At 63.9% G+C, this 12,258-nt stretch carries 8 protein-coding genes, 1 tRNA gene and 1 pseudogene; 7 read left to right on the forward strand and 3 right to left on the reverse strand.

The window, feature by feature from the left end; all coding sequences use genetic code 11:
• Positions 1–137: 137 nt before the first annotated feature.
• The 5 genes from NGM99_RS01295 (at position 138) to NGM99_RS01315 (ending at position 5,284) form a co-directional block, all read left to right on the forward strand.
• Positions 138–1,094: a DMT family transporter gene (locus NGM99_RS01295; protein WP_252815238.1), complete on the forward strand. Its 957-nt coding sequence runs from the start codon at positions 138–140 to the stop codon at positions 1,092–1,094.
• A gap of 119 nt (positions 1,095–1,213) precedes the next feature.
• Positions 1,214–2,332, forward strand: coding sequence for a polyamine ABC transporter substrate-binding protein (locus NGM99_RS01300; protein WP_252815239.1), 1,119 nt, complete (start codon positions 1,214–1,216; stop codon positions 2,330–2,332).
• 22 nt (positions 2,333–2,354) lie between these two features.
• A complete protein-coding gene (locus NGM99_RS01305; protein ID WP_252815240.1) occupies positions 2,355–3,494 on the forward strand; it encodes an ABC transporter ATP-binding protein in 1,140 nt (379 codons plus the stop codon).
• A 6-nt stretch (positions 3,495–3,500) separates the two neighbouring features.
• Positions 3,501–4,472, forward strand: a complete 972-nt coding sequence (locus tag NGM99_RS01310) for an ABC transporter permease subunit (protein WP_252815241.1) — start codon at positions 3,501–3,503, stop codon at positions 4,470–4,472.
• Positions 4,469–5,284, forward strand: a complete 816-nt coding sequence (locus tag NGM99_RS01315; RefSeq protein WP_252815242.1) for an ABC transporter permease — start codon at positions 4,469–4,471, stop codon at positions 5,282–5,284. Before NGM99_RS01310 ends, NGM99_RS01315 begins: the two co-directional genes overlap by 4 nt.
• A 238-nt stretch (positions 5,285–5,522) precedes the next feature.
• Here NGM99_RS01315 and NGM99_RS01320 read toward each other — a convergent pair whose 3' ends face one another.
• Positions 5,523–6,563, reverse strand: a complete 1,041-nt coding sequence (locus NGM99_RS01320; protein WP_252815243.1) for an extracellular solute-binding protein — start codon at positions 6,561–6,563, stop codon at positions 5,523–5,525.
• Positions 6,564–6,667: 104 nt separating this feature from the next.
• A pseudogene (locus NGM99_RS21875) lies at positions 6,668–8,509 on the reverse strand (PAS domain-containing sensor histidine kinase); the annotation flags it as partial.
• A 1,347-nt stretch (positions 8,510–9,856) separates the two neighbouring features.
• Here NGM99_RS21875 and NGM99_RS01330 point away from each other — a divergent pair.
• Both NGM99_RS01330 and NGM99_RS01335 read left to right on the forward strand, forming a co-directional pair.
• Positions 9,857–10,303 (forward strand): phasin, encoded by a 447-nt coding sequence (locus tag NGM99_RS01330; RefSeq protein ID WP_252815245.1) that lies wholly within the window; start codon positions 9,857–9,859, stop codon positions 10,301–10,303.
• Positions 10,304–10,528: 225 nt separating this feature from the next.
• A tRNA-His gene (locus NGM99_RS01335) sits at positions 10,529–10,605 on the forward strand.
• A gap of 15 nt (positions 10,606–10,620) precedes the next feature.
• On the opposite strand, the gene xseA is transcribed toward NGM99_RS01335, so the two are convergent.
• Positions 10,621–12,258, reverse strand: coding sequence for an exodeoxyribonuclease VII large subunit (gene xseA / locus NGM99_RS01340; protein WP_252815246.1), 1,638 nt, complete (start codon positions 12,256–12,258; stop codon positions 10,621–10,623).

Consider the following 12,258-nt stretch of genomic DNA (forward strand, 5'->3'; position numbering starts at 1 on the left):
TTGGGCCAGCCGAAAGCGCGCTCGCTCCGCTGCCGATCCGCGCTTCATCCACCGCGCGTCGCTGGCGTGATATCCCCCGTCCGAGGTTTCGGCTATTGCCGGAATCAATTGCCTTGATCCAACACGAAGACCGCCCGATGACCTCCTCCGCGAAGGCTGTGTTGCCTGCCGTTCCGGCTGTTCCCGCGTTAGGTTCGGAACGCGTGGGCGCGTTGCTCGTGCTGTTGTCCGCCATCGTCTGGAGCAGCAGCGGCACGCTGGCTCTGTTTCTGGCCGACCTGTCGAGCTGGACCGTTGTGTTCTGGCGCACGCTCTGGGCTGCGGCTTTTCTGCTCGGCTTCATGCTCTGGCGCGACGGCTGGCCCGAGACCGTCCGGATGTTCCGGCGCATGGGCGTGCCCGGCGTGGCCGTGGCCGTCTGTTTCGGCATTGCCGGCTCGTGTTTCGTGATTGCCGTCAGCCTCACGACCGTCGCGAATATCGTGCTGATGCAGGCCGGCGTTCCGCTCTTTGCAGCGCTTCTGGCTTTTCTCGTGTTCCGCGAGCGTATCTCGCTTGCCACTTGGATCGCGATTGCCGCCGTGATTGCAGGCGTAGCCGTCATGGTGTCCGACTCGTTCGGCAGCAGTGGGTCGTTCGCCGGTAATGCCCTGGCGCTGACCATCGCAGTCGTCTTCGCCGTGGCGACCGTGATCACCCGCCGTTTTTCCCATGTCCGCATGACCCCGGCCAACTGCCTGGGCATGGTGCTGGCCGCCCTCTTCGCGGCAACTCAGGCACCGAGTTTCGCAGTGGGAGCCGGCGACTTCGCGCTTCTCGCAGCCTTCGGCATGCTCAATCTGGGCCTCGGCTTGGCGCTCTTCGCATCGGGTGCCCGGCTTGTCCCGGCCGCACTCGCGGCCCTTCTTGGGACCATGGAAACGGTCTTGAGCCCGATCTGGGTCTGGCTGATCCATGGTCAGGTGCCCGCTTCGCGCACCTTGATCGGCGGCGCCATTGTCTTTTGCGCCCTGCTGCTCCATCTCGGGCTGGAATTCGCGCGCCAGCGCCGTCCGCAGAAGCCGGGAACCACGGGCGTCAATCTCCCACAATGAACTGTCGCAATTCTTTGCGAAACAGGTTCGATGCTGTGGAAAGCCGGCTTGCCGCGCTGCACAAACCTTCATACGCTCGGTTTCGAGCACGATTTTTCAGCAGGGAGCTGTTTCAGAGCATGGCAAGCAAGATCGGTTTGGTCGGAAAAGTGTTCTTCACCTCAGCCGCAGTGGCTGCACTCGTCATCCCGACCACGGTCGCATCGGCGCAGGAGAAGGTCGTCAACGTCTACAACTGGTCCGATTATATCGACTCGACGATCCTCGAAGACTTCACCAAGGAAACCGGCATCAAGGTCGTCTACGACGTCTACGATTCCAACGAGGTCTTGGAGACCAAACTGCTTGCCGGCGGCAGTGGCTATGATGTGGTCGTTCCCACTGCCTCTCCCTTCCTCGCCCGCCAGATTCAGGCCGGCGTCTACCAGAAGCTCGATAAGTCCAAGCTGCCGAACCTGTCGAACATGTGGGATGTGGTGACCCAACGCGTCGCCGCCTTCGATCCGGGCAACGAGTATTCCGTCAACTATATGTGGGGCACGACCGGGATCGGCTACAATACCGCCAAGGTCAAGGAAGCGCTCGGCACCGACACGATCGACAGCTGGGACGTGTTCTTCAAGCCTGAGAACATGGAGAAGCTGTCGAAGTGCGGCGTCTATGTGCTGGATTCGCCGACGGACATCATTCCCACCACGCTCAACTATCTTGGCCTGAAGCCCGATTCATCCTCGCCGGATGACATCGCGAAGGCTGAGGAGGCGTTGCTGGCGGTGCGGCCCTATATCCGCAAGTTCCATTCGTCGGAATACATCAACGCGCTGGCCAATGGCGACATCTGCATGGCGGTCGGTTTCTCGGGCGACCTTTTCCAGGCGCGTGACCGGGCGTCCGAAGCCGGGCAGGGCGTCGAGATCGCCTACGCAATCCCGAGCCAGGGCGCCGAGATGTGGTTCGACCAGATGGCAATCCCGGCCGACGCCCAGCATGTCGAGGAGGCGCACGCCTTCATCAATTACATGATGAAGCCGGAAGTCGCAGCCAAGGCCTCGAACTTCGTGTTCTACGCGAACGGCAACAAGGCCTCGCAACCGTTGCTCGACAAGGAAGTGAGCGGCGACACCGCGATCTATCCGTCCGACGAGGTGCTCGGCAAGCTCTTCACCGTGCAGCCCTATGATCCGCGCACGCAGCGCGTGGTCACGCGGTCCTGGACCAAGATCGTCACGGGCCAGTAAGACCGAAGCACAGGGGGCAGGCATGAAACCGCTCGGCAGCATCCGGCGCAGCTTCGCCCCTTGGGCCGATCCTGCGGCGAAGCCCTATATCGTCTTCGAGAACGTCTCGAAGGTGTTCGGCGACTTCACGGCGGTCGATGACCTGTCGCTCAGCATCTACGAGCGCGAGTTCTTCGCGCTGCTCGGCGCCTCGGGCTGCGGCAAGTCCACGCTCCTGCGCATGCTGGCGGGCTTCGAAACGCCGACCAGGGGCCGCATCCTGCTCGACGGGCAGGATCTCGTGGGCATTCCGCCCTATCGGCGTCCCGTCAACATGATGTTCCAGTCCTACGCGTTGTTCCCGCATATGAGCGTGGAGGACAACATCGCCTTCGGTCTCAAGCAGGAGGGGATGCCGAAGGCCGAAATCGCCAAGCGCGTGACCGAAATGCTGCGGCTGGTGAAGCTCGAAGCGTTCGCCAAGCGCAAGCCGCACCAGTTGTCGGGTGGCCAGCGCCAGCGCGTGGCGCTCGCGCGCTCGGTCGCCAAGCGGCCCAAGGTCTTGCTGCTCGACGAGCCGCTCGGCGCGCTCGACAAGAAGCTGCGCGAGGAAACCCAGTTCGAACTGATGGACCTGCAACAGGATCTCGGCCTCACCTTCATGGTCGTCACCCACGATCAGGAAGAGGCGATGACCATGTCCGACCGCATCGCCATCATGGACAAGGGCAAGGTCTGCCAGGTGGCGACGCCGGCCGAAATCTACGAGGCACCCAACTCGCGCTTCGTGGCCGATTTCGTGGGCAGCGTGAACCTGTTCGAAGGCACGGTCGCGCGGCGCGAGGGAAGCGCTGCCGTGATCGAAGGCGAGGGGATCACCATCGACACCGACAACGGCTCCGATGCGCCTGCGGGTGCCAAGGTCTGGTATGCGGTGCGCCCCGAAAAGATCAAGGTTTCCGCCCGCGCGCCCGAAGTGATGGGGCCGAACACGGCCGAAGGCGAAGTGTGGGACATCGCCTATCTCGGCGACATGACGCTCATCCACGTGCGTCTGCCCGATGGGCGCGTGGTGCGCACGAGCCAGCTCAACCGCCAGCGCGTGGTCGAGGAACCGCTGACCTGGAACGACCGCGCCTGGATTTCCTTCGCGCGCGATTCCGGCGTCGTGCTCACGAGGTAGCGGGCGATGGCGGTGGAAGCGGCAGAAGCGAAAATCGCGCCGGTGAGCGGTACGGGAAAGGTCGATGGCGGCGGCTTTATCCAGGCCGTCACCTCACGGCTCGTGATCGCCGTTCCCTATTTCTGGCTCCTGCTCTTCTTCCTCGTTCCCTTCTTCATCGTCGTCAAAATCTCGCTGTCGCAGACTGCGATCGCCATTCCGCCCTATACGCCGGTCTTCACGGCAAGCGATGGCCCGAGCGGGTGGTGGGCGAACGTTCGCGAGTTCTCCTTCGACAACTATCTCTGGCTGACGCAGGATGCGCTCTACTTCAACGCCTATGTGACGAGCGTCATTATCGCGGCGATCTCAACGGTTCTGACGCTGCTGGTCGGCTATCCCATTGCGTACGGCATGGCGCGCGCGCCGCAGAGCCTGCGCCCCGTGCTGCTGATGCTGGTCATTCTGCCGTTCTGGACGAGCTTCCTGATCCGCGTCTATGCTTGGATCGGCATCCTCAAGCCCGAGGGCCTGCTCAACCAGCTGCTGCTCTCGATCGGCCTCTTCAGCCAGCCCTTGGTCATCCTCAACACCTATACGGCGATCTTCATCGGCATCGTCTATTCCTACCTGCCCTTCATGGTGCTGCCGCTCTATGCGTCGCTCGAGAAGATGGACAATTCGCTGATCGAGGCGGCACAGGATCTCGGTTGCACGCCCACCGCCGCCTTCTGGAAGATCACCTTCCCCCTCTCGCTTCCCGGCGTGGTCGCAGGCGCGCTGCTGGTGTTCATTCCGGCGGTCGGCGAGTTCGTCATTCCCGACCTGCTCGGCGGCTCGCAAACCTTGATGATCGGCCGCACGCTGTGGAGCGAGTTCTTTGCCAACCGTGACTGGCCGGTCTCATCGGCCGTGGCGGTGATCCTGCTGATCATCCTCGTGGCGCCGATCATGTATTTCCAGCGTGCGCAGGCGCAGGCACAGGAGGCGGGCCGGTGAACCGCTGGAGCCGCTTCAACATCATCTCCGTGACGCTCGGCTTCGCGTTTCTTTATCTGCCGATCGTGATCCTGATCGTCTTCTCGTTCAACGAGTCGCGGCTGGTGACCGTGTGGGGCGGGTTCTCGACCAAGTGGTACGGCACGCTTCTTTCGAACCAGGGCCTGATGGATGCCGTCTGGGTCACCGCCCGCGTCGGCGTGATTTCGGCCACCATCGCCACCGTGCTGGGCACGATGGCAGCCCTTGCGCTGACGCGCTGGACGCGCTTTCGCGGCCGTTTGCTCTTTTCCGGCATGGTCTTCGCGCCGCTGGTGATGCCGGAAGTGATCACCGGCCTGTCGCTGCTCCTGCTCTTCGTCTCGCTCGGCTTCGACCGCGGCATCACAACCGTGACGCTCGCCCACATCACCTTCACCATGTGCTACGTGGCCGTCGTCGTGCAGTCGCGGCTCGTTTCGTTCGACCGCAGCCTCGAGGAAGCGGCGATGGATCTGGGCGCGACGCCGACGCGAACCTTTTTCGCCATCACGCTGCCGTTGATCCTGCCGGCCGTGGTCGCCGGCTGGATGCTCGCCTTCACGCTGTCGCTGGACGATCTCGTGATCGCGAGCTTCACCTCCGGTCCGGGCGCGACCACGCTGCCGATGAAGATCTACAGTCAGGTGCGCCTGGGCGTAACGCCCGAGATCAACGCCATCTGCACGATCCTGATCGGCATCGTCTCGCTCGGCGTGTTGACGGCTTCCGTCGTCAACAAATGCCGGGAAGTGCAACGCCGCCGCGACGAGCAAGCGGCCATGCGCGCCTGATCGTGGTTAAGAAAACGTGACGCGGAAATTTACTGCGATCGGCAAGCGTGGCCTGCCTCGGGTCAAACACCGCTCGGCGGTAAGAACTCGTTAAGAACCGGGCTGGCATGGTTCACGCATTCTCAAGAGCGCAAAACCCCCGACGGCTCTTGATCGACACGCGATCGAACCCCTCGATCTTCCTTGTTCAGCAGATTTACTTTGCGGCGTCCTCTCCGGGACGCCGTTTTCTTTTGCCTCAGCGCTCAGGCCCGTTGTCGTAACCGATACGCCCGACGATTTCGGATGCCAGCTGGCGGGTGTTCTCGATTTCGTCCATCAGCAACGCGTCTGCTGTGAGCGGGCCGAAAGACTGCACGACGGTGGACGCCTTCAGGCGCGGCTCGACGGGATATTCGAAGTTTTGCTCCGCCATGATCTGCTGTCCCCGTGGGCTCGACAGGAATTGGATGAGCTTCACCGCGTTGTCGCGATGCGGCGCGTAGCGTGCGAGGGCTGCGCCCGCGATGTTCACATGGGTCGCGCCGTTCTCGAACAAGGGGAACACGATGTGGATCGCCTTGGCCCATTCCTGCTGTTCGGGCGACCGGGCATTGGTCTGCATGAAGCCGACCTGATCGGCATTGCCGATCGCAAGATCGCATCGCCCCTCGGCAATGGCTTTCACCTGATCGCGCTCCATGCCGCTGGGCGCAGCGCTGAGATTGGCCTTGATGCCCCTCAACCACTCCTCCGTTCGCTGTTCGCCCCAATGGAGGATGGCGGCGGAGAACAGTGCGAGATTGTGCTCATGCTGTCCCGAGCGCGAGCACAGGCGGCCCTTCCAGCGTGGGTCACTGAGCGCGGCATAGGACATCACCTTTTCCGGCACGCGCGCGTTGTAGGCGTAGAACACGCGGGCGCGCTTGGTGAGGCCGAACCAGTGGTTCTCCGGATCGCGATAGCTGGCCGGAATGTTGCTATTGACCGTCTCGTCTTCGAGCGCCTGTGTGACCCCTTTCGCCTTGGCAGCGGAAAGGCGCGCGATATCCACCGTCACGATGACATCGGCAGGCGAGTTCTCGCCTTCCGCCGCGATACGGTCTTCGAGGCCTTTGTCCACGAAAAGTACTTCGGTCCGGATGCCGGTTTCCGTCGTGAAGGCATCGAGCGCGGGCTTGATGAGGTCCGGTTGGCGAAACGTATAGACGTTGACCACCGCTTCCTGCGCAGAGGCGGGAGTGAAAGCTGCAAGGAGCGTCGAGACTGCCACAACCGCTCTTAGAGCGCGCGAGGCCATGGCGAGATCTCCTTTGTACGGTCTGGAACGGGCATGCGGGGAGGATGCCCGGTTATCGAACGCGTCGGGCAGGGCGTCAACGTTTCACGCCCGAACCCGGCCACTCACTCTGCGAGAACGCGCGTCGAGGGAAACACGATTTCCACCAGCGTGCCTTCGCCCGGCGTCGATGAAATCGAGAACCGCGCGCGGTTGGCCTCGACCATCGCCTTGGTCAGCGGCAGGCCGAGACCGGTGCCGTCGCCGCGCGGACGCTTGAGCGAATTGATCTGGCGGAACGGCTTCAGCGCCTGCTCGATCTCGCCCTGCGTCATTCCTACGCCCGTGTCACGCACGCGCATCGAGACATCGCCCGAGGGTTCGAGCGCGGTCGACACGATCACCTGGCCACCTGCCTGGGTATAGCGCACGGCATTGGAGATGATGTTGAGCCCGATCTGGCGGACCGAGCGCAGATCGGCCACCACATCCGGCAGCTTGGGCGCGAGGCTCGAGCGGATGATGACCCGCTCGCGGTTCGCCTGCGGCTGCATGGTCGCGACCGTTTCGGCGAGCGCATCGTTCAGCGAGACAGCCTCGTAAGTCATCTCCTGCTCGCCGGCCTCGATCTTCGAGATGTCGAGCAGATCGTTGACCAGATCGAGCACATGGTTGCCCGAGCGGTTGATGTCGCGCAGATAGTCGCGATAGCGGTCATTCGAGATCGGCCCGAACTTCTCGTCCAGCATCAGCTCTGAAAAGCCGATGATGGCGTTGAGCGGCGTCCGGATCTCGTGGGAGACGCGGGCGAGAAAGTCGGTCTTGTGCGAGGAGGCGCGCTCGGCGATCGTGCGCGACTGCGTGAGTTCTTCTTCGGCCTTCTTCCACGAGGTGATGTCGCGCAGAACCGCGCAGAAGCCGCTGTCTTCGGGCAGGCGGCCGATGGTCATGAAGACGGGCAGAAGCCCGCCGCCTTTCTCGCGGCCCATCACCTCGCGCCCGTCATTGAGCACGCTGGCGACGCCATGGTTGGAGAGGCTGGCAAGATAATCGGTGACCGCGCGCTGGCTTTCGGCCGCGAACAGGCTGCCGAACGGCTTGTCGCGCACATCGTCGCCGTTGATGCCGAACAGCGCTTCCGCAGGTCGGCTGAGCGAGCGGATCGTGCCGTCGGGTGCTATCAGCACGACACCATCGGTTGCGGTGTCGAGAATGGTGCGCAGTTCCGCCACGCGCTGTTCGAGTTCTCCCGACGCCTTTTCATCGGCGGGGGGCGCAGGCGTGTCGAGCCGGCGAAGCACGAGCAGCAGGGCCGTGCCGCCGCCCCAGGGCACGGAGCGCAAGACGGCATCGACGGGAATGACATCGCCATCCGAGCGCAGCAACCGCATCGGGCGCGTTTCGGTGTCGCTGTCCTCCGGGCCGGCGAGCAGCGCATCGAGCCCACCGCGCGCGGCAAGATCTTCAACGGTGTCGTAGCCCGTCAGCGCCATGAATTCCGGATTGGCGTAATGCAGCCGATCGCCCGAATGGACGAGAAGCGGAACGGGCAGCCGCTCGAGGATCGAGGTGTCGGGCTTGAAGCGCAGGCCGTTGGCGCTCTCGCCTGCCGATCCGTTGTCGTTCTCGGCATGGTTCACGGTCGGCTCGAAGTCGGGCTCGTCGTGATCCTCCGCGATAGCCGAAGGGAAGGCCGGTGCAGCCGAGGCCTCGGAGTCCACCAGCCGCAACTCAGGACGGATGGGGCGGGCTTCCGCTTCGCGGTCACGCAGGCGCGCGCCGATCTCGCGAAACGCGCTTTCCTCATGCGGCGCGAGGCGTTCGCCGGGTTCCTCGTCCTCATCCAACTCGACCGGCGCGTCTTCCCACTCGCTGTCTTCGGATATCGCCACGGTTTCAGTTTCCGGCTCTGGCTCGGCTGCCAAAGCCTGGACGTCGGCAAGCCGCGCGATGCCGAAACCGCGAAAGCCTTCGAAGCTGCGGTTGCGACCGTGAACCGGCAGGGCTGCCAGATCGACGGGCACAACCAGATCGCCGCTCCCCAGCGGCCAGAGCACGGTACGGCCCGACCATGTGTCGCGACCCGAAAGCAGCGCCGTGATCTCGCCGTCGGAATCGAGGCCGAAGCGTTGTGCGACGGCCCCGAAGGGCTGTCCGATCAGTTCACTCGCATCGATGCCGACTGCATCGGCGAATTCCGGCGACAGGGCGCTGAACCGCGTGTCCTGATCCGTGCGCCATGTGAAGCGAACGGGCTCGGCGCCACGATTGGGTGTGTCCTCGGTGGACTCCGCGGAAACGGCTGGTTCAGGAATGGCTTCGGACGAAACTTCAGCCCCCGGCGAGGCAGGCGTTCCGATTTCGCTCGATTTCTGCGCTGGAGCCGTATCGCGATTGGGCTCTACCGAAGCTTCGGGGGCGGCTCGCTCCTGCTCGACGGATGCCTCGGCTTCAGCCGACCGGGTTTCCGCGTCGTCGGGATGCGACCCGGACGCAGGCTGCGTTTCGGCAGAAGCCCCTTCGTCCTCCACCAGCGGCAGGGCATGGCCCCCTTCAGAGGCATGCAGGTCGTCTGCCGTGGCGCCGGCCATATCAGCAAAACCGGGCGTGGCATCAAAAGCGACGCGGGGCGCGTCCTGCGCTTCGCCCAGCAAACTCGCCAGAGCTTCGCCGGCCTCGGTCGCCTCCTGCTCACGCGCGCCTTGTTCCGAAAGCAGAATCGCGGTGCCACCATCCGGCAGGTTCAGGCTGCTCGCCGAAAGGCTCACCATGCCGCGCGCAAGGCGCAGGGCCACGGGACGGTCTTCGCCGATCAGCGGAAAGCCGCGCGTGGCCATCAATTGCCGGCGCGCGGGCACACCCAGCGGCGCAGTCTGGCCGACCGTGCGATCCGCACTTTCGAAGCCAAGCAAAACCGCACCGGCGAGGTTGGCCCACAAGACCTCGCCAAGGTCGGCGCTGAGCACGACAATCGCGTCGCCACGCGCGAATCGATCTTTGATCGCGTCGAGCGTTGCGAAATCCACGGGTAGGGATGATTCCCAACTCATCCGCTCAGTCGAACCTTTGCCTTGCCGGCAGCTCGGTGAACGAGTCTGCCTGGGGTTAACGCATTGTTACTACTGGCTCGGCCGCAGGGCGTCCACCGGGCGCTTCCTACCATGCCCCTGCTAACTGGAGCCAAGGTTAATCACCGTCCCTTGATGCGTTGCAGCATTATGTTGCACTGCACAATAAAATGCGCTATATGGTCGCTGTACCCAACAAGACGGCTCTGCTTTCGCACACGCCGCCCACGATGTGAGGAAAAGTCCATGGCGAATGAATTTTCCGACAATGTCGAGTTCCCGTCCTTCGACACGTCGAAGGCCACCGACCAGTTCCGCGTTCTTGCCGAGCGTGGCGTCGAGCAGTCCAAGCAGGCCTATGAGCGCATCAAGTCGGGCGCCGAATGGGCACAGAAGACCTTCGAGACTTCGGCGGAGACCAGTCGCGCAGCGACCAGCGAGCTTTCGCTGAAGACGATCGCAGCCCTGCGCACAAACACGCTGGCCGGTTTCGACCACCTCGAAAGCCTGACGCGTGCCAAAACCTTCGCTGAAGTGATCGAGCTTCAGTCCAACTATCTCCGCTCGTCTTTCGAGACCTTCGTTTCCCAGGGCAAGGACCTGCAGGCTGCCGCGACCAAGGCCGCCGAGGATGTGTCGCGCCCGGTGAAGGAGAACTTCGAATCCGCGATGCGGGAACTCAAGGTCGCCTGAAGACTTAAAGGCGCAAGTGACCTGCGGGACGGAACCTCCTCCCTCCAACCTGCAGAGAAAGCCGGCATCCTCCTCCCAGCCGGTTTGAACGAGAAAGGCCGGGTCCTCCCCCCGGCCTTTTTCTTTTGGGGTAGGGGCGATATCCTCGCGCGAGATGCTTGAACTCGAAAGCGTTTCTGCGTATGCACCCCTCACCAATGAGGCGCGCCTTAAGCGCCGCGATGGGCGGTTGTAGCTCAGATGGTTAGAGCGCCGGATTGTGGATCCGGAGGTCCTCGGTTCGATCCCGAGCAACCGTACCACCTTCAAAAATCATCTCAGAATAACTGACCCTGCTCCTTCTCGGGCTGGGGAGCATTCGGCTTTGCGGTCTTTTTACGCGTGGACGGCAGCGCGCCCCAGCCGGTGGTGGCGTGGGCGCGGCCATCGGCGAACTGGATTTCAATAGCGCGCGTCTGTTCGAGTTCGGTGGCGCTCGTGAGGGGCGTGCCGTCCTCGCCGCGCACCACGGCGAAGCCTCGGCCGAGCACGTTCTGGTAGGAGAGGCTGCTCAGCAGGCGGTCTGCTTGGGCGAGGCGCGTGCGACGGTCGTCCACGGTTTGCACGGCGAGGCGGGCAAAATCTTCGCCGGCCATGGCGAGAGCATCGCCGTGGCTGGCGAATGCGGTTTCGCTGGCGCGGAGAATCCGAGCGGAAAGGCGGTCTTCCGTGCGGCGTGCGTCAGCGAGGCGGCGGCGCAGGGGTTCGAGGCTGAGGCGCTGACCAGCCAGGCGAGCCAAGCGGGCTTTGTCGTGGTGCACGCGGCTTTGCGCACGGTCCAGCGCTACACCGATGCGCGCGACGTTGCGCCGGTTTTCATCCGCCCGCCGCTTGAGTTGAGCCGGTGACAGCCGAGCGCTGGTGAGACGGGCACGCTTGGCCGCGACGCAGACTGAAAGCGCGCGTTCGAGGCGGCTCGAGGCTTCGTCCAGCCGGCGGCGGGGCAGAGCGAGCAGTTGGTCAGGAACGGGAAGCGCGCGGGCAGCCGCACGTACGGCCTGGCGGCGGCGATCGACCAGGCGCACGAGGGCCGATTGCAGACGGGCCGCATAGGAGGCGAGCGTCGCTTCGAGATCGGCACGCACGGGCACGGCCATCTCGGCTGCACCTGTCGGGGTGGGGGCGCGTCGGTCGGCGGCAAGATCGATCAGCGTCCAGTCGGTTTCGTGCCCGACCGCCGAAATGACGGGGATGCGCGAGCCTGCGACCGCGCGGGCGAGGTCTTCGTCGTTGAAGCCCCAGAGGTCTTCGAGACTGCCGCCGCCGCGCGCGACGATCAAGAGGTCCGGCCGGGCGAAGCCTTCGGGCAGCGCGTTGAAGCCGGCGACCGCCGCCGCGGCCTCGGGGCCAGCCGTTTCGCCCTGCACGCGCACGGGCCACACCATGACATGAAGCGGAAAGCGGTCGGCGAGGCGATGCAGGATGTCGCGGATCACGGCACCCGTGGGCGAAGTGACGACGCCGATCACGCGCGGCATGAAGGGGAGCGGGCGCTTGCGTTCCTTGTCGAAGAGGCCTTCGGCGGCGAGCTTGCGCTTGCGCTCCTCAAGCAAGGCCATCAACGCGCCGGCGCCCGCCGGCTCCAACTGGTCGATGACGATCTGATACTTGGACGAGCCGGGATAGGTGGTGAGCTTGCCGGTCGCGATCACTTCCATGCCTTCTTCGGGCCGGAAGCGGATCTTGCCCATGGTGCCTTTCCAGACCACGGCTTCGAGCCGGGCGCGCTCGTCCTTCAGGGCGAAATAGGCGTGACCGGACGAATGCGGTCCACGATAGCCGGATATTTCGCCGCGCACGCGGACATTGCCATAGGCATCTTCCACCGTGCGGCGGAGCGAGTTCGACAATTCACTGACCGAGAACTCAGCGGCGTTGGTCCGCTTGGGAGCGGTGGGCGTGAAGAAATCGCTCAT

Source organism: Mesorhizobium liriopis (genome assembly GCF_024053505.1).
In the GTDB taxonomy this organism is placed as follows: domain Bacteria; phylum Pseudomonadota; class Alphaproteobacteria; order Rhizobiales; family Rhizobiaceae; genus Mesorhizobium_B; species Mesorhizobium_B liriopis.

Excerpts from the sequence above, each read along its gene's own strand:
- NGM99_RS01295 (WP_252815238.1), top strand. The coding sequence starts at position 138 with ATGACCTCCTCCGCGAAGGCTGTGTTGCCTGCCGTTCCGGCTGTTCCC.
- NGM99_RS01300 (WP_252815239.1), top strand. The coding sequence starts at position 1,214 with ATGGCAAGCAAGATCGGTTTGGTCGGAAAAGTGTTCTTCACCTCAGCC.
- NGM99_RS01305 (WP_252815240.1), top strand. The coding sequence starts at position 2,355 with ATGAAACCGCTCGGCAGCATCCGGCGCAGCTTCGCCCCTTGGGCCGAT.
- NGM99_RS01310 (WP_252815241.1), top strand. The coding sequence starts at position 3,501 with ATGGCGGTGGAAGCGGCAGAAGCGAAAATCGCGCCGGTGAGCGGTACG.
- NGM99_RS01320 (WP_252815243.1), bottom strand. The coding sequence starts at position 6,563 with ATGGCCTCGCGCGCTCTAAGAGCGGTTGTGGCAGTCTCGACGCTCCTT.
- NGM99_RS01330 (WP_252815245.1), top strand. The coding sequence starts at position 9,857 with ATGGCGAATGAATTTTCCGACAATGTCGAGTTCCCGTCCTTCGACACG.
- xseA (WP_252815246.1), bottom strand. The coding sequence starts at position 12,258 with ATGAGCGATTTCTTCACGCCCACCGCTCCCAAGCGGACCAACGCCGCT.